The sequence below is a fragment of the Aureimonas sp. Leaf324 genome (assembly GCF_001423245.1).
Lineage (GTDB): Bacteria > Pseudomonadota > Alphaproteobacteria > Rhizobiales > Rhizobiaceae > Aureimonas.
Window position 1 is genome coordinate 199674 of sequence record NZ_LMOH01000027.1, and the last position, 21598, is coordinate 221271.

Here is a 21598-nt window from a genome sequence, read left to right on the forward strand (position 1 = left end):
TCCAAGCGGCGTCAGGAGAGGGGCCGTGCGGTGTCCCGTCGGGGTCCCAGGCCGGCGGCAGCGACCCGCCCGCGGCGCTGTCGACGGGTCGGTCGGAGAGTTCCAGGCGTTCCGGCGCGGCGGGGCCGCACATCGAGGCTCCGGCGTGTTGCGGCCGAGCGATCGCGGCGCCGGGTCGTTTCCCCCTCACCAAAACGTCAGCACCCCCATCGGAACGGTCCTACTTGCAAACCATTCGCATTTGCATAATCTCCGTGCGAGATTCATTAGGAGCCCTGCGTGAACCTGAGCCGGCGACATTTCTCTGTTCTCCCCCTCGCGTTCGCCGCCGTGCTGGCTGCCGCGCCCGCCTTCGCCGCCGAGAAGCTGAAGGTCGCCACGACCTTCACGGTGCTGGCCGACATGACGCGCAACGTCGCGGGCGATCGCGCCGAGGTGGTCTCGATCACCAAGCCCGGTGCCGAGATCCACAACTACCAGCCGACCCCGCGCGACATCCTCTCGGTGCGCGACGCCGATCTCGTCCTCTGGAACGGGCTGGGGCTGGAACTCTGGTTCGAGCGCTTCTTCTCGCGGCTGGGGGACAAGCCCTCGGCCGTTCTCACGGACGGCATCGAGCCGATCCTGATCGGGGAGGGACCCTATCAGGGCAAGCCCAACCCGCATGCCTGGATGTCGCCGACGCTGGCGCTGACCTATGTCGACAACATCCGCGACGCGCTGTCCGCCGAGGACCCCGCCAACGCCGTGACCTACGCCGCCAATGCCGAGCGCTACAAGGGCGAGATCTCGGCGAGCGTCGAGGGCCTGCGCACCTCGCTCGCCGCGCTGCCCGAGGGCCACCGCTGGCTCGTGACCAGCGAGGGCGCGTTCTCCTACCTCGCCCGCGACTTCGGTCTGCGCGAGCTCTACCTCTGGCCGATCAATGCCGATTCGCAAGGCACGCCCCAGCAGGTGCGCCGCGTGGTCGACACGGTAACGGCCGAGAAGATCCCGGTCGTCTTCTCCGAAAGCACCGTCTCGCCCGATCCCGCGAACCAGGTCGCGCGCGAGACCGGGGCGCGCTACGGCGGCGTCCTCTATGTCGACAGCCTCAGCGCCGAGGGCGGACCGGTGCCGACCTATATCGACCTCCTGCGCGTGACGACGCAGACGATCGCCGCGGGCTTCTCCTCGTGAGCGCGGCTCTCGGCATCGAGGCGTCCGGCCTCACCGTCGTCTACCGCAGCGGCCATGTCGCCCTGCGCGAGGCGAGCTTCTCGGTCCCGCGCGGCTCGATCACGGCGCTCGTCGGCGTCAACGGCGGCGGCAAGTCGACGCTGTTCAAGTCCGTGCTCGGCCTCGTGCCGCAGTCGGCGGGCCGCGTGTCGATCCTCGGCGCGCCTGTCGGCCACGCGCTGAAGGGGAACCGCGTCGCCTACGTGCCGCAGAGCGAGGAGATCGACTGGAACTTCCCGGTTCTCGTCGAGGACGTCGTGATGATGGGCCGCTACGGCCACATGGGCTGGCTTCGGCGCCCGAAGCCGGCCGATCATCAGGCGGTGGCCGCGGCGCTCGCCCGCGTCGGCATGGCGGACTTCCGCGCCCGCCAGATTGGCGAACTCTCGGGCGGCCAGAAGAAGCGCGTCTTTCTCGCGCGGGCGCTGGCGCAAGGTGCCGAGGTGATCCTCCTCGACGAGCCCTTCACCGGCGTCGACCTGCGCACCGAAGAGGCGATCATCGCGCTTCTGAAGGACCTCCGCCGCGAAGGCGCGGCGATGCTGGTCTCGACCCACAACCTCGCCGCCGTGCCCGACTTCTGCGACCGTGCGATCCTCGTCAACCGGACGGTGCTCGCGGCCGGGCCGACCGCCGACGTCTTCGTGCCCGCCCATCTCGAACGGGCTTTCGGGGGCACGCTGCGCGGCGGGCTGTTCGGCGCGATGCCTGCGCCGCGTCCCGCTGGCCGCGAGCCCGTGGAGGCCGTCGCGTGAGCACAGCGCTCCTCGAGCCCTTCACCTACGACTACATGTTCAACGCCATCTGGGTCTCGATGCTGGTCGGCGGCGTCTGCGCCTTCCTGTCGGCCTTCGTGGTCCTCAAGGGCTGGTCGCTGATCGGCGATGCGCTGTCGCACTCGATCGTGCCGGGCGTCGCGGGCGCCTACATGCTGGGCCTGCCCTTCTCGATCGGCGCCTTCCTGTCGGGCGGGCTGGCGGCCGGCGCGATCCTTCTCATCTCGCGCGTCTCGCGGCTGAAGGAGGACGTTGTGATCGGCCTGATCTTCACCGCCTTCTTCGGCCTCGGCCTCTTCATGGTCTCGATCTCGCCGGTGCCGATCGACATCCAGTCGATCGTGCTCGGCAACATCCTCGCCGTCACGCCGTCGGACACGCTGCAGCTCGTCCTCATCTCGGGCGTGACGCTCGTGATCCTGCTCCTCACCTGGCGCACGCTGATGGCCGTGTTCTTCGACGAGAACCACGCCCGCACGATCGGCCTCGACCCGACGCTCTGGCGCGCCCTGTTCTTCACGCTTCTCAGCGCATGCGCCGTCGCGGCGATGCAGACCGTCGGCGCCTTTCTCGTCGTCGCCGCCGTGGTGACGCCGGGCGCGACGGCCTATCTCCTGACCGACCGGTTCGGGCGGATGATCGCGCTGTCCGTCGCGATCGGGGCGCTGACGAGCGGCGTCGGCGCCTATGCCAGCTACTTCCTCGACGGGGCGACGGGCGGCGTCATCGTGGTGCTCCAGACCGCGCTCTTCCTTCTCGCCTTCGTCTTCGCGCCCAAGCACGGAATCTTCGCCGCGCGCCGCCGGGCGAGGGCCGAGGTTCGGGAGGCGCTGCCATGAGCGCCGCCGACCTCCTCTTCCCCTTCCAGATCGACTTCCTGCAATACGCCTTTCTGGCCGGCGCGCTGATCGCGGTGCCCTGCGCGCTCCTGTCCTGCTTCCTGGTGCTGAAGGGCTGGTCGCTGATGGGCGACGCGGTGTCCCACGCCGTCCTGCCCGGCATCGTCCTCGCCTATGCCGCCGGCCTGCCGCTGGCGCTCGGCGCCTTCGCGGCCGGCCTCTTCTGCGCCGCCGGCTCGGGCTTCCTGAAGAACAACAGCCGCATCGCGCAGGACACCGCCATGGGCGTCGCCTTCGCCGGCATGTTCGCGCTCGGCATCATCCTCCATGCCAAGGTGCGCTCGGCGCTGCATCTCGACCATATCCTGTTCGGCGATCTCCTCGGCCTCGCGCCGGGCGATCTCGTCGAGATCGCCGCGATCGTCGTGCCGGTTCTCCTGTTCGTTGTGCTGTCCTGGCGCAGCCTGCTTCTGCACAGCTTCGACGCGGTGCAGGCGCGCGTCTCGGGCCTGCCCGTCCGCGTCCTGCACTACGGGCTGCTTGCCGCCCTGTCGGCCGCGATCGTCGCCTCCATGCAGGCGGTCGGCATCATCCTTGTCGTGGCGCTCCTGATTGCCCCGGGCGCGACGGCCTTCCTCCTCGTCCGCTCCTTCGGCCGGATGCTGGTGGTGGCCGCCGCCTTCGCGCTCCTCGCCTCGACGCTCGGCATCTGGCTGTCGGTGTTCCTCGACAGCGCGCCGGCGCCGACCATCGTCCTCGTCATGTCGGCCGGCTGGATCCTGGCGCTCCTCTTCGGCCGCCGTGCCCCGCGCGAGGTGGACGCGGACGCCGCGACCTGATCCCGGCTGAGGATTTTGCCGGAAACCGCGTTTTGCCGAGACCGTTCGCCTTCGGTGAGCAACGACGGAGTGTGGGCATGCGCGAGGAGAGGCGGACGAAATCGCAGGCGACGGTGCTGATCGTCGCGGCCATTCTCGTGGCCCTGTTTCTGATCGGGCTCTGGTCCGACGGGTTCGGCCTGTTCGGAACCGAGATGGCGCCCGGCACGACGACGCCGCCCGAAAATCCGACCTGACGACCGCCGGGCTTGGCGGGGGCACCCCCGCCTCGCTATGACGGGGGGCCGGGAGGCGCTGTGCGCCCGGCACCGGAGACGCGGATCACGCATGAACGCCGACAGGCAAAGTCGGGCGACGATCAAGGACGTCGCGCGCGAGGCGGGCGTCTCGGCGATGACCGTGTCCAACGTCATCAACAACAAGACGCAGTTCGTGGGTGCGGCGGCCCGTGCGCGGGTCGAGGACGCGATCGCGCGCCTCGGCTACCGCCGCCAGTCCAGCGCGCGCAACCTGCGGGGGCAGGGGCCGCGTTCGATCGGCATGGTGATCGTCGACGAATCGCCGGCCTTCCTCGCCAACTTCTTTACCGCCCAGCTCGTGGCCGGTCTTGCCAACGTCCTGAACCGCGCGGACTGGACGCTGACGCTTTCCGGGCTCCATCCCGACCAGCTCGCCGCCTCCAGCCTGATGCGGACCTACGATGTCGGCGGCCTCTGCGCCATGGTGTCGGGCGGGCGCGCGGCGCGCCACGATATCGTGCGGCGCCTCAGCGACCTCGGCCAGCCGGTGGTGCTCTTCCAGGAGGTGGTGGAGACCGAGGGGCGCGATCTCTGCCTCGTGCGCCAGGACGACGAAGGGGGCGGCCGCCGGGTCGGCGCCCATCTCGCCCGTCTTGGCGTGACCCGCGTCCTTGCGATGCTGCCGCGCCAGAGCTGGCCGGCGATCGAGAACCGGCTCGCCGGTCTCGGCCAAGGGCTGGGCGCGGAGCCCGCCGACGTCCTGCGCGTCGACCACGACGACTTCTCCGCCGTCCAGGAGGCCCTGCGCCTCTGGATCGCCGAACACGGTCTGCCCGGCGCGGTCTGGGGCGCCAACGACCAGATCGCCTCGGCGGCGCTCCTCCATCTTCTCGACCGGGGCGTCGCGGTGCCGAGCGCCGTGCGCGTCGTCGGCTTCAACGACTTCCCCGCCCACCGGCATGCGCGCCCGCGCCTGACGACCCTGGCCTCGCCCGCTTACGAACTTGGAGAGCGGGCGGGCGAGGCGATGCTGAAACGTTTGCAAACCGGGCGTTTCGAGACGCAGGACCTTTGCCTCCCCGTCGCCTTTCTCCCCGGAGAGACGGGGTGAGGCCGACTTGCGAGCGGTTTCATGTAACGTTAAACAAGGGGGAGGGCGTCCTTGGGAGGGGAAGCATGAACCGCATCGATCTTGAAGGCCAGGTCGCCGTCGTCACCGGCGGCGCGCAGGGCATCGGCTTTGCCGTGGCGCAGCGTCTCGTCGCGTCCGGCGCTCGCGTCAGTCTCTGGGACACCAACGTCGAACTCCTGCGCGACGCGGTGGCGGCGCTGGGGGAGGCCGCGTCGTCGCAGACCGTCGACATCACCGATCTTGCGGCCCTCGGCCGTGCCCATGCCGCCGTGGAGGCGGGGGTCGGCCCGGTCTCGATCCTCGTCAACTCGGCCGGCATCGCCGGCAAGAACGCGACGCTCGACGAATACGACCCGGACGAGTGGCGCCGCGTCGTCGAGATCAACCTGAACGGCACCTTCTACGTCAACCGCACCGTGGTGCCAGGCATGAAGGCGCGCAACTACGGGCGCATCGTCAACATCGCCTCGATCGCCGGCAAGGAGGGCAACCCGAACCTGTCCGCCTATTCCGCGGCGAAAGCCGGCGTCATCGGCCTGACGAAGTCGCTTGGCAAGGAACTGGCCAAGCACGACATCGCCGTCAACGCGATCACCCCCGCGACCGCGCGCACCCGCATCCTTGAGACGCTGACGCCCGAGTTCATCGACTATATGCTGGTGCGCATTCCGCGCGGCCGGTTCCTGGAGGTCGAGGAGGCCGCCGCGATGGTGGCCTGGCTCGTCTCCAAGGACAATTCCTTCACCACCGCCTCGGTCTTCGACCTGTCGGGCGGCCGAGCCACCTATTGAGGGGACACCACCCATGAAGCTTCTTCGCGTCGGCCAGAAGGGCCACGAACGCCCGGCCATCCGCCTCGAGGACGGAACCCTGCGCGACCTGTCGAGCCTCGTCGACGACATCGCCGGCGAGGCCCTGTCGGACGAGAGCCTCGCCAAGATTCGCGCCGCCGATCTCGGCTCGCTGCCGACGATCGAAGGGGACGAGCGTATCGCCCCCTGTGTCGGCCGCGTCGGCAAGTTCATCTGCGTCGGCCTGAACTACGCCGACCACGCGGCCGAGAGCGGCATGGCGGTGCCCTCCGAGCCCGTCCTCTTCATGAAGGCGACGAGCGCCATCGTCGGCCCGAACGACGACGTCGTGATCCCCAAGGGCTCGATCAAGCCGGACTGGGAGGTCGAGCTCGGCGTCGTGATCGGCACCGAGGCGCGTTACGTCTCGGAAGCCGACGCGCTCGACCACGTCGCCGGCTACTGCGTCGTCAACGACATCTCCGAGCGCCACTTCCAGACCGAGCGCGGCGGCCAGTGGGTCAAGGGCAAGTCGGCCGACACGTTCGGACCGATCGGCCCCTGGCTGGTGACGCGCGACGAGGTCGCCGACCCGCAGGCGCTCTCGATGTGGCTCGAGGTCGACGGCCACCGCTACCAGGACGGCTCGACGAAGACGATGGTCTTCGGCGTCGCCCACCTCGTCCACTACATCTCGCAGTTCATGAGCCTGCAGCCGGGCGACATCATCACCACCGGCACACCGCCGGGCGTCGGCATGGGCATCAAGCCGGAGCCCGTCTGGCTGAAGCCCGGCAACGTCATGCGCCTCGGCATCGAGGGCCTCGGCGAGCAGCGCCAGGACGTGAAGGCCTACGCGGGCTGATCGCTTCGCATTTCGAGACGAGGCCGGCGGAGCGATCCGCCGGCCTCGTCGTTGAGGGGTGATGATCGTCTTTCTCGACTTCGAGGCCTCGTCCCTCAACCGAAAGAGCTTTCCCGTCGAGGTCGCCTGGGTCTTCGAGACCGGCGAAGGGGAGAGCCACCTCATCCGCCCCCAGCCGGACTGGACCGACTGGGAGGCCGAGGCCGAGGGCATCCATGGCCTGTCGCGCCAACGGCTGGAGCGCGAGGGCATGGCGGCCGATGCGCTGGCGCAGCGGATGCTGGAGGTCCTCGGGGCCCACTCGCTCTATGCCAGCGCCCCGTCATGGGATGGGAAGTGGCTGAGCGTGCTCCTGCGCGGCGGCGGGCAGCCGCGTCATGCGCTCCGGCTGAAGGACACGGAGGAGGCGCGGGCCGACCTCGTCGCCCGCCATCTCGGGCCGGACCGGGACGAGGAGGCGCGGGCGATCCTCGCCGAGATCGAACGGATGGGGCGCGACGCCAGGCCCGAGCACCGGGCGCTCGGTGACGCCGAGCGCGAGCGGCAACTCTGGCTGGAGGCCGGGCGCCGCGCTAGCGCGAAGGCGTGAGCCAAAGCCGGCGTCCTGTCGCCCGAACGAACGCCGTGTCGGCGCATCCGGCGTCTGGACTTTCCCGCACCGGCTAGCGATCCTTTGCATTGCGTGCGAAGCAGCCGAGGGGGATCGGCGTGGCTCAGCGTCGGGAGGACATGACATGCAGGCGATCCGTCTGGAGGGCGTCGGCGAGCTCGCCGTGCGCGAGACCGCAAAGCCCGTGCCGGGCGAGGGCGACCTTCTCGTGCGCGTCGAGGCCTGCGGCATCTGCGGAACCGACCGCCACCTCTTCCATGGCGAGTTTCCCTCGCGCCCCCCGGTGACGCTCGGCCACGAGTTCGCCGGCACGGTGGAAGCCGTCGGACCCGGCGTGACGCGTTTCGGCCCCGGCATGATGGTGACGGGCGATCCCAACATCGCCTGCGGGCGCTGCCCCGAATGCCATCGCGGCCGCGTGCATCTCTGCCGCAATCTCCAGGCGATCGGCATCCACCGCGACGGCGGCTTCGCCACGCACGTCATCGTGCCGGAGACGCAGGCCCATCGCCTGCCGGACGGGTTCGATCCCGTTCACGGCGCCTTCACGGAGCCGCTCGCCTGCTGCATCCACGGGATGGACGTCGCGGCCCTGAAGCCCGGCGAAACGGTGGTCGTCCTCGGCGGCGGCCTGATCGGGCTCCTCGTCGTCCAGCTCGCGCGCCTCGCCGGTGCCTCGCGGATCGTCCTTGCGACGCGCAGCGCGGACAAGCGCGCGCTGGCCGAGCGGCTGGGCGCGACCGAGACCGTGGATGCCGGGCAGTCCGACGCAGAGCACCGGATCGCCGGCGAGGGCGGCCTCCTGCTGGGCGGCGCCGACCTCGTGGTCGAGGCGGCGGGTGTCGCGGAGACGGTGGCGCAGGCGCCGCGCCTCGCCGCGCGTGGGGGCCGTGTGCTCCTTCTCGGCGTCCTGCCACAGGGCGAAAAGGTCGAGATCGAACCCTTCGATCTCCTGTTCCGCGAGGTCCAGTTCCTGACCTCGTTCGTCAACCCCTTCACCCATGCGCGCGCCGCGGCGCTTCTGGCCGCGGGCGCCATCGACGTCGCCCCGCTCGTCTCGCGCCGCGTCACGCTGCAGGAGGGCGCCGAGGCGATCTCGGCCCGAGCGCCCGCCGGCGAGATCCGCGTGATCGTCGTGCCCTAAAGCGCTGTCCGATTGGGCCGAACGGTCGTCATCGTCCTTCGGACGCCCGCCAAGCGGCGGGGCGCTTTCGCCCCGCGCCGACCATCCTGCCCGGTCGGAAAACGCTTCAGAGCCCGAGGCTCGCGAGGTCCGGCCCGAGCGGCACGATGCCGTTCGGGTTGAGCGCCCGGATCGAATAGTAGCCGCGCTTGATGTGGTCGATCGACACGGTCTCGCGCACGCCGGGCACGTCCAGCATCCGCCTGGTATGGGCGGTGAGGGCGGGATAGCTCGACAGCGGCTGGCGATTGCACTTGAAGAGGCCGTGATAGGCGGCGTCGAAGCGGACGAGCGTGACGAAGAGGCGGATGTCGGTCTCGGTGAGCCGGCGTCCGAAGAGGAACGGTCCGCCTGTCGCGAGACGGTCCTCCAGCGCGTCGAGCGCCTCGAAGACGCCGGCGTAGGCGTCCTCGTAGGCCTCTTGCGTCGTCGCGAAGCCGGCGCGGTAGACGCCGTTGTTGAGGCGCGGATAGAGCCAGTCGTTGAGGGCGTCGATCTCCGGCTCGAGGTCGGCGGGTCGCAGGTCGATGTCGCCCCGCGCCAGCGCGCCGAAGCCGGAATCGAACATCCGCAGGATGTCGGCCGACTCGTTGTTGACGATCGTGCCGCGCCGCTTGTCCCAGAGGACGGGCACCGTCGCGCGGCCGTTCACGTGCGGATCGGCGCGGGTGTAGAGCTCGTGGACGAAGCGCGCGCCGTTGACGGGATCGTCCGTCGAGCCCTCGCCCGCGCCGAAGCGCCAGCCTTCGGCTCCGAGTTCGGGACGCACCACCGAGACGGACACGACGTCCTCCAGCCCCTTCAGCCGCCGCGCGATCAGCGTGCGCGAGGCCCAGGGGCAGATCAGCGCGACATAGAGATGATAGCGGCCCGCCTCCGCCCGGAACCCGCCGTCGCCGGTCGGCCCCGCCGCGCCGTCCGGGGTGACGAAGTGGCGAAAGCTCGACGTCTGGCGGACGAAGCCGCCCTTGGCGTCCGTGCCCTGCACCGGCTGCCAGTTTTCCGTCCAACGGCCATCGACCAGCATCTCAGCCCCGCTTCAGCATGATGCCGACCCCGGCGGGATCGGTCAGGTGGATCGCCTCGCCCTGCCGCGCGGCCGTCGCGCCGGAGGCAAGGATCGCGGCCTCGGCCGCCCCGAACGCCGCCTCGTCGCGGGCTAGGAGCTCGAAGCCCTTGAGGCCGGTGGCGGCGGGATCGCGGGCAGGAGCGCCGCGGCTATTCCAGATGTTGCCGGCGACATGGTGGTGATAGCCGCCGCTCGACAGGAAAGTGGCGCTTGGGCCGTGCTGCATGACGTCGAGACCGAGGGCGGCCGTGTAGAAGCGCTCGGCCGCGGCGACGTCGCCGATCTGGAGGTGGACGTGCCCAACGGTGGTGCCGGCGGGCGCGCCGGCAAAGGCGCTGCCGGCGTCGGCGGCCAGCAGCGCCTGCGTGTCGAGGGGATCCGACACCATCTGCAACGCGCCGCCCGCGCGCGGCCATTCGGCTTTCGGCCGGTCGGCATAGACCTCGATGCCGTTGCCCTCGGGATCGGCGAGATAGATCGCTTCGCTGACGCCGTGGTCCGAGGCGCCCTGGAGCGGGGCGCGGCTGTCCACCGCATGGCGCAGCCAGCGGCCGAGCGAGGCGCGGTCCGGCAGGAGGAAGGCGGTGTGGAAGAGGCCCGCCGAGCGGCGGCCCGAGAGGGACGCCGACCGATCCTCCGTCAGCGCCAGGAAGGCGAGAGATCCCGCCCCGAGATGCACGGTCGCGCCATCCCGCCCGATCTCGGCAAGGCCGATCACCTCGCGATAGAAGTCGGCCATGCGGGCGAGGTCGCGGACCACGAGCGACACCGTGCCGATGCGCAGCGGCGTCTTGGGGGACGGGTCGGGCAGGCTCATGGGCGGGGCTCCGGGTGGCGCCGGCGCAAGAAGACCGCCGGCTTCCCATCAGATAAGCCCCGAGGGGCCCTCCTGCCGAGGGCCCTCCCGTTGAACGGTCAGTCGTCGACGAGGATCGTGTCGGCGACCTCGATGCCGAACCCGGTGAGCCCGACATAGGCGCGCTCGTGGGTGGCGAGCACCGAGATCGAGCGCACGCCGATGTCGCGCAGGATCTGCGCGCCGATGCCGACCTCGCGCCAGCGCTGGCGGCGCACCTTGGCGCTGCCGTGGCGCTCGCCGTCGGTCACCGGCTCGCCGGGTGTCGGCGCGGCCTCGAACTGGTCGACCTCGGGCGTGCGCAGGAGCATCAGGATGCCCTGGCCGCGGTCCTTCAGCTTGTCGACGGCGAGCTCCACCCAGCTCGGGCGCCCGCGCACCTTGGCGAAGAGGTCGTTGACCGGCTGCTCGCGATGGATGCGCGTCGGCACCTTCTCGGCGTAGCGCACGTCGCCGAACAGGGCGACCACGTGCTGCATGTCGTCGAACGGCGTCTCGTAGACGCGGATCCGGCCCTTGAGGCCGCCGATCATCATCTCCTCCTCGCGCACGCAGGTCACGAAGCTCTCGCGCCGGATGCGATAGGAGATGAGGTCCTCGATCGAGATGATCTTGAGACCGTGCTCGCGCGCGAAGGGGATGAGCTCGGGCAGGCGCTTCACCGTGCCGTCGTCGTTGACGACCTCGGCGAGGACGCCGACCGGCGGCAGTCCGGCGAGCATGGCAAGGTCCGTGCCGGCTTCCGTGTGGCCGGAGCGGGTGAGGACGCCGCCCTCGCGCGCGATCAGCGGGAACATGTGGCCGGGGCGCAGGAACTCCGATCCCGGCACGTTGTCGTTGGACAGCGCCCGCGCGGTCGCCGCGCGCTCTTCCGCCGCGATGCCCGTCGTCATGCCGACGCGGTAGTCGACCGACACGGTGAAGGCGGTGCGCATCGGGTCGAGGTTGTTGGCGACCATCGGCGGCAGGTTCAGCCGGTTCGCCCGCTCGCCCGTCATCGGCACGCACAGGATGCCGCTCGTGTGGCGGATCATGAAGGCCATCTTCTCCGGCGTCGCGCGCGCGGCCGCCATGATGAGGTCGCCCTCGTTCTCGCGGTCGGTGTCGTCCACCACCACCACGAGCTCGCCCGCGGCGATCGCGGCGATCGCGTCCTCGATCGTGTCCAGTTCCATGCGGCGTTCCCCCGAAAGTCCTTGTCACGCCGCGTGTAGACGGGCGCGCGCCTGCGATCAACGGCGACGGATCGTTCGCCCCGGCGTCGCCCGTCGACGCGGCCTCGCTGCGCCGCCTTGGCAAGGCGCCGGGAAGGCCTCAGCCGCGGCCGCGATAGGGCGGCACGCCCTGGTCGGGCAGGAACACGCCCTCCGGCGGCGCACCGGTCTGCCAGAACACGTCGATCGGAATGCCGCCGCGCGGATACCAGTAGCCGCCGATGCGCAGCCAGAGCGGCTGCGTCGCCTCCATGATGCGCCGCGCGACCATCACCGTGCAGTCCTCGTGGAAGGCGCCGTGGTTGCGGAAGGTGACGAGGAAGAGCTTCAGCGACTTCGATTCGACGAGGCGCTGGTCGGGCGCGTAGTCGATCACGAGATGGGCGAAGTCCGGCTGGCCGGTGACCGGGCAGAGCGAGGTGAATTCGGGGCAGGCGAAGCGTACGATCGCGGGCGGGCCCTCGCGCCGGGTGTAGGGCACGGTCTCGAGGACGGCCTCTTCGGGGCTGGCGGCCGGGCGCGCGTCGGCGCCGAGCTGGGTCAGGGTCGTGGTGGTCATGGTGTCGGTCCTCCGGGTGGACGTGTCGGCGGGTGGCCTAGACCCGCACGCCCGTCGGTTCAACCTCGGCCCGCCATCCATCACGCATCTTGCAACTTTGCGTGAGGACGGATAAGGCCGGAGCGCCAGGCCGGGCCCCTCTGGCAGTCGCGTCCTGCGGCTGCGATGTCGGACTGGCGGACGATTTTCTCCATCCGCGACCCGTCGCCTGCGAGCCCCGTCCGCCGACTGATCGCCAGCCGCGCGTCCAGAGGTCTCGTCTCGCATGGGTTGCCCATCCGCTGGAGCGGCGGGAAAGGCCCCCATGTTCGAACTCCTCACACCCGAAGGCTGGCTGGCGCTCGGCCAGATCATCATCATGGACGTCGTCCTGGCGGGCGACAACGCGATCGTCATCGGCCTCGCCGTGGCCGGGCTGCCGGCCGAGCAGCGCAAGAAGGCCATCTTCTGGGGCATCGCCGCCGCCACGATCCTGCGCATCGCCTTCACCGTCGTCGCGACCCAGCTTCTCGGCATCTTCGGCCTGCTGCTGGCCGGGGGTCTGCTTCTCCTCTGGGTCTGCTGGAAGATGTGGACCGAGCTGCGCGCGCCCGAGCACGACGAGACGGCCGATCTCGCCAGCGCCGCGGCCAAGCCGCGCAAGACGCTGGCGCAGGCGACGACGCAGATCATCCTCGCAGACGTCTCCATGTCGCTCGACAACGTGATCGCGGTGGCGGGCGCGGCGGAAGGCCACCACTGGACGCTTCTGGCGTTCGGCCTGCTCCTGTCGATCGCGCTGATGGCGCTGGCTGCCAACTTCATCGCCAAGCTTCTCAACCGCCACCGCTGGATCGCCTATGTCGGCCTCGCCGTGATCCTGTTCGTGGCCGTCGAGATGGTGCTGAAGGGCCTCGTGCAGGTCTATCCGCCGGCGGGCGAATACATCCCGTTCGCGGTCGAGGATACCGCCCATCCGGCGCTGCCCGCCGGCACGGGGCAGGGCGGACCCGCCACGACCCCGGCGCCCGCACAGTAACCCGGCCGAAGGTCCGCGCCTTATCGGGGAGCGGACCTTTCCGACATGAGAAAGCCGGCGGCTGCGATGCAGTCCGCCGGCTTTTTCGTAGAAGGTCTTGGTGTTCAGCCGCAGTCGTCGTCGTCCGGCGACACGCTCTCGTCCTCCGGACCCGGAATGACGTAGGCGCCCGACAGCCAGCGGTGGAGATCGACGTCCTTGCAGCGCGGCGAGCAGAACGGGAAGGTCGCCCGGTCGGACGGGCGGCCGCATTCGGGGCACTTGCGGGCCGCGCGCAGGCCCGTGATCTCGGCGCTCATGGCACGGCGCCCTCAGGTCAGCGGGGCGGCGCCCGGCCGGGGCACCACGAAGCCCTCGCCCGTGAGGAGAGACAGCGTCTCGTAGAGCGGCAGGCCGACGACGTTGGAATAGGAGCCGACGAGGCGCACCACGAAGGCGCCGGCGAGGCCCTGGATGGCGTAGCCGCCCGCCTTGCCCTGCCACTCGCCGCTCTCGACGTAGCGCTCGATGTCGTCGCGCGACAGGCGCTTGAAGCGGATGCGCGTCTCGACGAGGCGCTGGCGCGCCTTGCCGCCGGGCGTGACGACGCAAACGCCCGTGAAGACGCGGTGCGAGCGGCCGGACAGGATGCGCAGGTTGGTGACGGCGTCGTCGGCGATCTCGGCCTTGGGAATCACCTGCCGGCCGAGCGACACCACGGTGTCGGCGCCAAGCACGAACGTGTCCTTCGTCTCGCCGCGCGCGGCGATCGCCTCGTAGGCCTTCAAGGCTTTCGCCTTCGACAGGCGCTTGGCGAGCGAGCGCGGGTGCTCGGAGCGTTCCGGCGTCTCGTCGATCGCGGTCGCAAGCAGGCGCGCCGGCTCGATGCCGACCTGCTGCAGCAGTTCGAGCCGGCGCGGCGACCCGGAGGCGAGCACCAGCGCGCTATGGGGCGTGGCCGGCATCGGCGTCTTACTTGAAGCGGTAGGTGATGCGGCCCTTGGTCAGGTCGTAGGGCGTCATCTCGACGAGAACCTTGTCGCCCGTCAGCACGCGGATGCGGTTCTTGCGCATCCGGCCCGCCGTGTGGGCGATGATCTCGTGGTCGTTCTCGAGCTTGATGCGGAAGGTCGCGTTGGGCAGCAGTTCGGTGACCGTGCCGGGGAACTCGAGAACTTCTTCTTTCGCCATGCGGGTATCGGGCCTCGTTGCGGGGCAGGACGACGTCTTGCGTCCTCCCCTCAAGTTTATCGGGGCCACCGGGCATGGCGGCCTCGTCAATGGGTTGAATTGGCGCCCTAGATCGGATTTCGCGCGGCAAAAAGCAAGCCTTGGCTGCGTTCCGGCGTGCGAAGGCCGGTCGTCAGCCCGAAATGCGCTCGACCTCGGCTCCACAGGCGCCGAGCTTCTCCTCCAGCCGCTCGAAGCCGCGGTCGAGGTGATAGACGCGGTTCACGACCGTCTCGCCGTCGGCGACGAGGCCCGCGATCACGAGGCTGACGGAGGCGCGAAGGTCGGTCGCCATCACCGGGGCGCCGACGAGGCGCGGCACGCCCTCGATGCGCGCCATCTGGCCGGACAGCGAGATCTTGGCTCCCAGTCGCGCCAGTTCCTGCACGTGCATGAAGCGGTTCTCGAAGATCGTCTCGGTGATGTGCGAGACGCCGTCCGAGCGCGTCATCAGCGCCATGAACTGGGCCTGGAGATCGGTCGGGAAGCCGGGGAACGGGTCGGTCACGACGTCGACCGGCCGGATGCCGCCGCCGTTGCGACGCACGCGCAGGCCGTTCGGCGTGTCGGTGATCTCGGCGCCCGCGTCGCCGAGCGCCGTCAGCGCGGTCTGCAGGAGGTCGGAATGCGTGCCTTCCAGCGTCACGTCGCCGCCGGTCATCGCGACCGCCATGGCATAGGTGCCGGTCTCGATGCGGTCGGGCAGGACGCGGTGGCGCGCGCCCGACAGCGCCGCGACGCCGTCGATCGTGATGGTCGAGGTGCCGGCGCCCGAGATCTTGGCGCCCATCGCGTTGAGGCAGGCGGCGAGATCGGCCACCTCCGGCTCGCGCGCGGCGTTCTCGATCACCGTCTGGCCCTTGGCGAGCGAGGCCGCCATCATCATGACGTGCGTCGCGCCGACCGAGACCTTGGGGAAGGTGTAGCGGTTGCCGACGAGCCCGCCCTTGGCCTCGGCGACGATGTAGCCGGCGTCGATGTCGATCGTGGCGCCGAGCGCCTGCAGGCCTTCGATGAAGAGATCGACCGGCCGCGTGCCGATGGCGCAGCCGCCCGGCAGCGAGACGCGCGCCTTGTGGCAGCGGGCGAGCAGGGGCCCGATCACCCAGAAGCTCGCGCGCATCTTGGAGACGAGTTCGTAAGGGGCGGTCGTGTCGACGATGGTGCGCGCGGTGAAGTGGATGGTCCGGCCGGAGGCGGCGTGCGTCGCCAGGCGCTTGCCCGACACGGTGTAGTCGACGCCGTGGTTGCCGAGGATGCGGATCAGCTGTTCGACGTCGGCCAGATGCGGCACATTCTCGAGCGTCAGCGTGTCGTCGGTGAGAAGCGAGGCGATCATCAGCGGCAGCGCCGCGTTCTTGGCGCCCGAGATCGGGATCGTCCCGTTGAGGGCGTTGCCGCCGCGAATGCGAATGCGATCCATGGGAATTCCAGCGCCTGGGCCGACGGACGGGACCGACGGACTCGTCAAAGCGCGTGTCCTACACGAGCGGCCGGTGTGGATCAAATTCGGTCGGTGGTGGCTGAACCGGCGCACTCAGTGCGGGCGCAGGAGGACGTCGAGGCCGAACACGACCATCGCCACGATCGCGAGCTTCCAGAAGTCGCCGCGGCGCCGGAGGCCCGGCAGGCCGATCGGGCGGATGACCTGGAGGATCATCACGAGGATGATCAGGAAGGAGAAGAGCTTGTTCATCAAGCTCCGCTCTTAGACCGTGTCGCGGTCTCTGTCGCGTGGGCCTTCAGCGCGAGACCGAGGAGACCAGCGGCTCCGGCGCGTTCTCGATCTCCAGCCATTCGCCGGCGTTCGTCGGCGACTGCCGCTTGACGAAGCGGTAGGGCACCTCGGTCCAGCGGCGCACGCGCCAGTCGAGATTGTCGAGCACGAAGTCGCCCGACCCGGTGCGCAGCGTCAGGATGGCGTGGCCCGTGCCGTCGAGCTTGTTGACCACGGTCAGGAGGAGGTCCGACAGGGGGATGCCGGCCGCATGGAGACGGGCCCGCTTCAGGAGGGCGTAGTCCTCGCAGTCGCCCTTGTTGTCGGTCGGGAAGGTCCAGTATTCCTCCTGGCCGTAGAGCGCCTGATCGCTCACCGGCTGGATCTCGGCGTTCACCGCAAGGTTGATCCTGGCGACCTTGGCCATCAGCTCGTCGTCGAGCACCGGCGGCGCCTCGACGGCGTCCGCGGTGGGGCCGCATTCCTCGGGCTGGCGGTCGCAGAAGGCCTTATGGCCGAAGGGCTGCTTGATGGGGTCGCCCACCACCATCGCGTCGCCGGGCAGGGCTGCGCCGGCAGCCAGGGCGGCCGCCGAATGGAGGCAAAGTACGACCGTCACGCCGAGAAAGCGCCGAAAAATCATCACGATCTCCGTCGAGCGAGCGACCCGTCATCGCTCGCTGACTATCGTGTGTGCAGTGCCAGAAGCTGTCAATCACCCAAAAACAACGGAGGCGAAATAGGCGGGGTCTTCGGGGTGGCAAGAGGTGCCGGGAAAAGTTTTTAAGAGCGCGAAGTCCCTGCGACTTCAGGGTCTTGCGGGGATCCTGGGCCATGTCGCCGGCTTGTTGCGCAAACGTCACGGACGGGGTCGCGCTGCGCTGCCGCGCGGCCGGATCCGGACTTCAGGAGGCGGGTGGGCGGCGTTCGCGGGCGAGGGCCAGCGCCGCCTGCTCCATGCGGCTGAGGTCTTCGGACCGCGACAGGCGGTGGTCGCCGTCCTTGACGAGGGTCAGCGTCACCCCCGCCGAGGGCAGAAGCGAGACGAGCTCCAGCGCGTGGGTGTGCGGCACGTCGGGGTCTTCCATTCCCTGGATCACGTGGACCGGAACGTCGATCGCGATCGGCCCGCCCATGACCGAGGCCCGCGCGCCGTCCTCGATCAGCTTGCGCGTGTAGATCGTCGGCTGGTCGGAATAGGGCGATGGCTCGGCGAGGAAGCCGTCGCGCGCGAGCGCCGCCCGGTCCTCCGCCGTCAGCTTCGGCTCGACGAGCCGGGTCGTGAAGTCGGGCGCGGGCGCGAGCAGGAGAAGGGCCTGGAGGCGGCCCGGCAGGCGTAGGGCGAGGCGCAGCGCGATCCAGGCGCCCATCGAGGAGCCGACGAGGACGAGCGGGCCGCTCGTGCGCGCCGCGACCACCGCGGCGGCGTCCTCGGTCCAGCCCGAGATCGTGCCGTCCTCGAAGCGTCCATCGGATTCGCCGTGGCCGGAATAATCGAAGCGCAGGAAGCCGAGGCCCTCGCGCTCGCAGAGGGCCGACAGGACCTCGGCCTTGGTGCCGCGCATGTCGGAGCGGAAGCCGCCGAGCCAGACGAGTGTCGGGCCCTCGCCCCCTCCGGCGACCGCGAGATAGGCGAGGCGCTTGCCGGAATGCGGCGCGATCTCGAAATGGGGCGGCGGATGGGCGGCGGGCGCTTCGGTCATGCGGCCTCCGTGGCGCGGCGATGGCTGAATTCGGGCGTTTTTTCTTGGGGCCCGGCGTGAAATCGGGGTCGAGGCGTGTTATATGAGGCTTCAGTCTCCGGGCAGAGGGCCCGGTCGCGGTGCGCCGCGGCCCCGCCTGTCCCGCCCGGCGCACCGTTTTGATCATTGACCGTATTCGATCGTCAACAGCCGGAGTCAACGACCATTCGCAGACCATTTCGTGCACCGCCGACCCAGAAGGAGGGGCCGCGCTCCAACCGGGACATCCGGGTTCCGTCCGTTCAGCTGATCGACGCCGACGGCCAGAACCGAGGTGCAATACCCACCCAGGAGGCCCTGGCCCTGGCCGAGGAGGCCGGTCTCGACCTCGTGGAGATCGTGCCGACCGCCGTGCCGCCGGTCTGCAAGATCCTCGATCTCGGCAAGCTGAAGTACGAAGGCCAGAAGAAGGCTTCCGAGCAGCGCAAACGTCAGAAGGTCATCGAGGTCAAAGAGATCAAGATGCGTCCCAACATCGATGATCACGACTACGAGACCAAGATGAAGGCCGTGCGCCGCTTCTTCGACGAGGGCGACAAGGTGAAGGTCACGTTGCGCTTCCGCGGCCGCGAGATGGCGCACCAAGAACTCGGCATGCGCCTGCTCAACCGCGTGCGCGAGGAAACCGCCGAGATTTCCAAGGTCGAGGCCGAGCCGAAGCTCGAAGGCCGTCAGATGATGATGGTGCTGTCGCCCAAGGGCTGACCGGCACGGGGGCGTTCGCCCTCCAAGCCTTGAAGGGCGGCCCGCACGGGTCGCCCTTTTTCGTGCGCGCCGTTCGGGTCGCGGTTGGATCCGTCAACTCCCAAGGGGGGCGGGCGCCTCGCCCGAAAGGGCCGCGCCGATCGCGCGCAGTGTCACCACGAGACGCACCGCTCCGATCGCTGCCGCCGGCGGCCCGACCGGGCGCATGTGGACCGCAAGGTGCGTGCCGTCCGGCCCCGCCATGATCCAGCGCCTGTCCGGCGCGCCGTCGAGAAGGATGGCCGCGAGCGCGGTGTCGAAGCGCTCGCTCGCCTGACGATGCGTCGGGCGCAGCGGCCGGCCCCTGGCCGCGGGGCGGAACCGGCGCCTGCTGGACAGGGTGTCCTCGCCGGCCGCGTTGGCGAACAGGATGCGCGCGCGCGCGTCGAGGAGCACGGCGGCATAGGGCAGGGGATCGAGCAGGCGCTCGAGGTCCCGGCGCGCAGGGGCGCGTCCCGCGGTGATCTGCGCGGCCAGGCCCAGGGCTTCGCCGAGCGGGAGGGACGCCATGAGGCCCGCATCGGTGTCGGCCGGCACGCGGATCGTCCAGGCGCCGACGTCCGGTGCCTCGACCCGCAAGGCGATGGCTCCCGGCTGCGGCGCGGGCGCAGGGAGAACGCCGTCCGGTGCGATGGCGAGGTCGGGCCCGAGTTCCGCCGCAAGGCTTGCGGCGACTGCTTGCCAGCCGGTTCCTTCCAGCACGGCCTCGCCGATGCGGAGCATGAGGGCGGCGCGGTGGCCGGCAGGGCAGGGGGTGTGGGTCATGGGCGCGGGGACGGAGGGCGATGCGAAGAGTATCGCGTGCAAACCTCTGCAAAGGTTCAATCCGAACGCGCAATTTGGCGGCGATGCGTCGATCTTGCGTCTGGCGTCTCTCGTCTGTATAAGCCGCCCGTTCACGCGAACCGGCCGGCAGGGCATGCCGTGTCGGTTCTGATGCTGTCGTGGCCTCCGATCCTTTGTCGGGATTTGATTCGACCGTTCCTCCGGGTCCGGTCGATGCGGGGCGCGATTTTCCGATCGAGGAGAGCAAAATGCCCAAGATGAAGACCAAGTCGGCCGCCAAGAAGCGGTTCCGCATGACCGCCTCGGGCAAGGTCAAGGCGGGTGCCGCCGGCAAGCGCCATGGCATGATCAAGCGCTCCAACGACTTCATCCGCAACGCGCGTGGATCGATGATCCTCAGCGAGGCCGATGCCAAGATCGTCAAGGTCTACATGCCCTACAACCGCTGATCGCGGTCGGGCACTCAAAGATTTCAAGGAGATAAGATCATGGCACGCGTCAAGCGGGGCGTTACGTCCCACGCCAAGCACAAGAAGGTCCTGAAGGCCGCCAAGGGCTTCTACGGCCGTCGCAAGAACACGATCCGCGCCGCCAAGGCGGCCGTCGATCGGTCCAAGCAGTTCGCCACGCGCGACCGCCGCGTCAAGAAGCGCAACTTCCGCGCCCTGTGGATCCAGCGCATCAACGCCGGCGTGCGCGAGCATGGCCTGACCTACGCCCGCTTCATCGACGGCCTGAACAAGGCCGGCATCCAGGTCGACCGCAAGGTCCTCTCGGACATCGCGATCCACGAGCCGGAGGCGTTCGCCGCCCTCGTCGACCAGTCGCGCACCGCACTCGGCTACATCAAGGACGCGAGCGAGACCGCTCACGCCCGCGCCGTCGGCGAGAAGCAGGCCGCCTGAGGGCGGTCGACCTCTCGAGGTCGATGACATCCAAGGCCCGCGGCGTCAGCGTCGCGGGCCTTTTGGCGTTTCCCACGAGCCGCCGCCGGGCGGCCGGGCGTGTTTTAAGCGTTTTTCTTCCGCGATCGATGCTGTAGGACGGGCCCGCCGGAACGGGCCATCCCGTCCCGCCTTCCCTTCGCCTGCCCGTGAGGACCTGCCGTGACGGACCTGTCCGCGATCGAAGCCCGCTATCTCAACGACGTGGAGCACGCTGCCGACGAAGCGGCGCTCGAGGCCGTGCGCCTTGCCGCGCTCGGCAAGAAGGGCGAGATTTCCGAACTTCTGAAAGGGCTCGGCAAGATGGACGCCGAGGAGCGGCGCGAGTTCGGGCCGAAGCTCAACGGCCTGCGCGACCGGGTGGCCGAGGCGCTCGGCGCCAAGCGCGAGCGGCTGGCCGATGCCGCGATCGAGGCGCGCCTGTCGGCCGAGCGGCTCGACGTGACGCTGCCCGTCCGCCTCTCGCCGGTCGCGCGCGGGCGCATCCATCCAATCAGCCAGGTCGTCGACGAGATCACCGCGATCTTCGCCGACATGGGCTTCTCGGTCGCCGAAGGGCCGGACATCGAGACCGATCGCTACAACTTCACGGCGCTCAATTTCCCCGAGGGCCATCCGGCCCGCGAGATGCACGACACGTTCTTCCTGAAGGCCAGGGACGGGGCGGAGCGCAAGCTCCTGCGCACCCACACCTCGCCCGTGCAGATCCGCACGATGGAAGCGCAAAAGCCGCCGATCCGCATCGTCATCCCCGGCAAGACCTACCGGCAGGATTCGGACGCCACCCACACGCCGATGTTCCATCAGGTGGAAGGGCTCGTCATCGACAAGTCCGCCAACATCGCCAACATGAAGTGGGTGCTGACGGAGTTCTGCAAGGCGTTCTTCGAGGTGCCGAGCCTCAACATGCGCTTCCGCCCGAGCTTCTTCCCCTTCACCGAGCCCTCGATGGAGGTCGACATCCAGTGCGACCGCTCCGGGTCCGAGGTGCGCTTCGGTGAAGGCACCGACTGGATGGAGATCCTCGGCTGCGGCATGGTGCATCCCAACGTCCTGCGCGGCGTCGGGCTTGATCCGGACGAGTATCAGGGCTTCGCCTGGGGCATGGGCATCGACCGCATCGCCATGCTGAAATACGGCATGCCGGACTTGCGCGCCTTCTTCGACGCCGACATCCGCTGGGTCGAGCACTACGGCTTCCGCCCGCTCGACATGCCGACGCTGTTCTCCGGTCTCAGCTCGTAACGC

The 21598-nt window shown here is 69.6% G+C and carries 27 protein-coding genes; 15 read left to right on the forward strand and 12 right to left on the reverse strand.

Annotation, left to right across the window (positions count from 1 at the left end):
• Positions 1 to 330 precede the first annotated feature (330 nt).
• The 10 genes from ASF65_RS21550 to ASF65_RS17875 all read left to right on the forward strand — a co-directional run bounded on the left by ASF65_RS21550 (position 331) and on the right by ASF65_RS17875 (position 8453).
• Positions 331 to 1179, forward strand: a complete 849-nt coding sequence (locus ASF65_RS21550) for a metal ABC transporter substrate-binding protein (RefSeq protein ID WP_244486814.1) — start codon at positions 331 to 333, stop codon at positions 1177 to 1179.
• Positions 1176 to 1973 carry an ATP-binding cassette domain-containing protein gene (locus tag ASF65_RS21555; RefSeq protein WP_156369374.1) on the forward strand — a complete coding sequence of 266 codons (798 nt, stop codon included), beginning with the start codon at positions 1176 to 1178 and terminating at the stop codon, positions 1971 to 1973. Before ASF65_RS21550 ends, ASF65_RS21555 begins: the two co-directional genes overlap by 4 nt.
• Positions 1970 to 2833: a metal ABC transporter permease gene (locus tag ASF65_RS17845; protein ID WP_055892200.1), complete on the forward strand. Its 864-nt coding sequence runs from the start codon at positions 1970 to 1972 to the stop codon at positions 2831 to 2833. The genes ASF65_RS21555 and ASF65_RS17845 overlap by 4 nt, the downstream gene beginning before the upstream one ends.
• Positions 2830 to 3672: a metal ABC transporter permease gene (locus ASF65_RS17850; protein ID WP_055892202.1), complete on the forward strand. Its 843-nt coding sequence runs from the start codon at positions 2830 to 2832 to the stop codon at positions 3670 to 3672. The genes ASF65_RS17845 and ASF65_RS17850 overlap by 4 nt, the downstream gene beginning before the upstream one ends.
• Before the next feature lie 77 nt (positions 3673 to 3749).
• Positions 3750 to 3908: a hypothetical protein gene (locus tag ASF65_RS21560; protein WP_156369375.1), complete on the forward strand. Its 159-nt coding sequence runs from the start codon at positions 3750 to 3752 to the stop codon at positions 3906 to 3908.
• 91 nt (positions 3909 to 3999) lie between these two features.
• On the forward strand, positions 4000 to 5022 hold the full coding sequence (locus tag ASF65_RS17855; protein WP_055892205.1) for a LacI family DNA-binding transcriptional regulator: 1023 nt from the start codon (positions 4000 to 4002) through the stop codon (positions 5020 to 5022).
• 65 nt (positions 5023 to 5087) lie between these two features.
• On the forward strand, positions 5088 to 5834 hold the full coding sequence (locus tag ASF65_RS17860) for an SDR family NAD(P)-dependent oxidoreductase (RefSeq protein ID WP_055892208.1): 747 nt from the start codon (positions 5088 to 5090) through the stop codon (positions 5832 to 5834).
• A 13-nt stretch (positions 5835 to 5847) separates the two neighbouring features.
• Positions 5848 to 6699, forward strand: a complete 852-nt coding sequence (locus ASF65_RS17865; RefSeq protein WP_055892210.1) for a fumarylacetoacetate hydrolase family protein — start codon at positions 5848 to 5850, stop codon at positions 6697 to 6699.
• Between the two features lie 61 nt (positions 6700 to 6760).
• Positions 6761 to 7288 carry a hypothetical protein gene (locus ASF65_RS17870; protein ID WP_055892214.1) on the forward strand — a complete coding sequence of 176 codons (528 nt, stop codon included), beginning with the start codon at positions 6761 to 6763 and terminating at the stop codon, positions 7286 to 7288.
• A 145-nt stretch (positions 7289 to 7433) separates the two neighbouring features.
• Complete coding sequence (locus ASF65_RS17875; protein ID WP_055892217.1) at positions 7434 to 8453, forward strand: zinc-dependent alcohol dehydrogenase family protein; 1020 nt, start codon at positions 7434 to 7436, stop codon at positions 8451 to 8453.
• 106 nt (positions 8454 to 8559) lie between these two features.
• Here ASF65_RS17875 and ASF65_RS17880 read toward each other — a convergent pair whose 3' ends face one another.
• The 4 genes from ASF65_RS17880 to queF form a co-directional block, all read right to left on the reverse strand.
• Positions 8560 to 9519, reverse strand: coding sequence for a glutathione S-transferase family protein (locus ASF65_RS17880; protein ID WP_055892220.1), 960 nt, complete (start codon positions 9517 to 9519; stop codon positions 8560 to 8562).
• A gap of 1 nt (position 9520) precedes the next feature.
• Positions 9521 to 10378 (reverse strand): VOC family protein, encoded by an 858-nt coding sequence (locus ASF65_RS17885; protein ID WP_055892224.1) that lies wholly within the window; start codon positions 10376 to 10378, stop codon positions 9521 to 9523.
• Between the two features lie 98 nt (positions 10379 to 10476).
• Complete coding sequence (gene ribB, locus ASF65_RS17890; protein ID WP_055892228.1) at positions 10477 to 11592, reverse strand: 3,4-dihydroxy-2-butanone-4-phosphate synthase; 1116 nt, start codon at positions 11590 to 11592, stop codon at positions 10477 to 10479.
• A gap of 139 nt (positions 11593 to 11731) precedes the next feature.
• Positions 11732 to 12190, reverse strand: coding sequence for a preQ(1) synthase (queF, locus tag ASF65_RS17895; protein WP_055892232.1), 459 nt, complete (start codon positions 12188 to 12190; stop codon positions 11732 to 11734).
• Positions 12191 to 12494: 304 nt separating this feature from the next.
• Here queF and ASF65_RS17900 point away from each other — a divergent pair, with 304 nt between their 5' ends.
• Positions 12495 to 13208, forward strand: coding sequence for a TerC family protein (locus tag ASF65_RS17900; protein WP_082505812.1), 714 nt, complete (start codon positions 12495 to 12497; stop codon positions 13206 to 13208).
• Between the two features lie 104 nt (positions 13209 to 13312).
• On the opposite strand, the gene yacG is transcribed toward ASF65_RS17900, so the two are convergent.
• The 7 genes from yacG to ASF65_RS17930 all read right to left on the reverse strand — a co-directional run bounded on the left by yacG (position 13313) and on the right by ASF65_RS17930 (position 17837).
• Positions 13313 to 13507: a DNA gyrase inhibitor YacG gene (gene yacG, locus ASF65_RS17905; protein ID WP_055892235.1), complete on the reverse strand. Its 195-nt coding sequence runs from the start codon at positions 13505 to 13507 to the stop codon at positions 13313 to 13315.
• Between the two features lie 12 nt (positions 13508 to 13519).
• Positions 13520 to 14152: a Maf-like protein gene (locus ASF65_RS17910; RefSeq protein WP_055892238.1), complete on the reverse strand. Its 633-nt coding sequence runs from the start codon at positions 14150 to 14152 to the stop codon at positions 13520 to 13522.
• Between the two features lie 7 nt (positions 14153 to 14159).
• Complete coding sequence (gene infA / locus ASF65_RS17915) at positions 14160 to 14378, reverse strand: translation initiation factor IF-1 (RefSeq protein WP_055892241.1); 219 nt, start codon at positions 14376 to 14378, stop codon at positions 14160 to 14162.
• Positions 14379 to 14550: 172 nt separating this feature from the next.
• A complete protein-coding gene (gene murA, locus ASF65_RS17920; RefSeq protein ID WP_055892243.1) occupies positions 14551 to 15840 on the reverse strand; it encodes a UDP-N-acetylglucosamine 1-carboxyvinyltransferase in 1290 nt (429 codons plus the stop codon).
• Positions 15841 to 15954: 114 nt separating this feature from the next.
• A complete protein-coding gene (locus ASF65_RS21880) occupies positions 15955 to 16113 on the reverse strand; it encodes a hypothetical protein (RefSeq protein WP_200940079.1) in 159 nt (52 codons plus the stop codon).
• Positions 16114 to 16159: 46 nt separating this feature from the next.
• Positions 16160 to 16777, reverse strand: a complete 618-nt coding sequence (locus tag ASF65_RS17925; protein ID WP_055892246.1) for a transglutaminase-like cysteine peptidase — start codon at positions 16775 to 16777, stop codon at positions 16160 to 16162.
• Positions 16778 to 17039: 262 nt separating this feature from the next.
• Entirely contained in the window at positions 17040 to 17837 is a 798-nt protein-coding gene (locus ASF65_RS17930) for an alpha/beta hydrolase (protein WP_055892249.1), read from the reverse strand.
• 204 nt (positions 17838 to 18041) lie between these two features.
• On the opposite strand from ASF65_RS17930, the gene infC reads away from it, so the two are divergent.
• Positions 18042 to 18581 carry a translation initiation factor IF-3 gene (gene infC, locus ASF65_RS17935; RefSeq protein ID WP_082505828.1) on the forward strand — a complete coding sequence of 180 codons (540 nt, stop codon included), beginning with the start codon at positions 18042 to 18044 and terminating at the stop codon, positions 18579 to 18581.
• 93 nt (positions 18582 to 18674) lie between these two features.
• Here the strand turns inward: infC and ASF65_RS17940 are convergent, their stop codons facing one another.
• Complete coding sequence (locus ASF65_RS17940; protein ID WP_055892252.1) at positions 18675 to 19385, reverse strand: hypothetical protein; 711 nt, start codon at positions 19383 to 19385, stop codon at positions 18675 to 18677.
• A 269-nt stretch (positions 19386 to 19654) separates the two neighbouring features.
• Here ASF65_RS17940 and rpmI point away from each other — a divergent pair, with 269 nt between their 5' ends.
• From rpmI to pheS, 3 genes are all read left to right on the forward strand, one after another.
• Positions 19655 to 19855 (forward strand): 50S ribosomal protein L35, encoded by a 201-nt coding sequence (gene rpmI, locus ASF65_RS17945; protein WP_055892255.1) that lies wholly within the window; start codon positions 19655 to 19657, stop codon positions 19853 to 19855.
• A gap of 39 nt (positions 19856 to 19894) precedes the next feature.
• Entirely contained in the window at positions 19895 to 20311 is a 417-nt protein-coding gene (gene rplT, locus ASF65_RS17950) for a 50S ribosomal protein L20 (RefSeq protein ID WP_055892260.1), read from the forward strand.
• A 201-nt stretch (positions 20312 to 20512) separates the two neighbouring features.
• A complete protein-coding gene (gene pheS, locus ASF65_RS17955) occupies positions 20513 to 21595 on the forward strand; it encodes a phenylalanine--tRNA ligase subunit alpha (protein WP_055892263.1) in 1083 nt (360 codons plus the stop codon).
• The last annotated feature ends 3 nt before the right edge of the window (positions 21596 to 21598 follow it).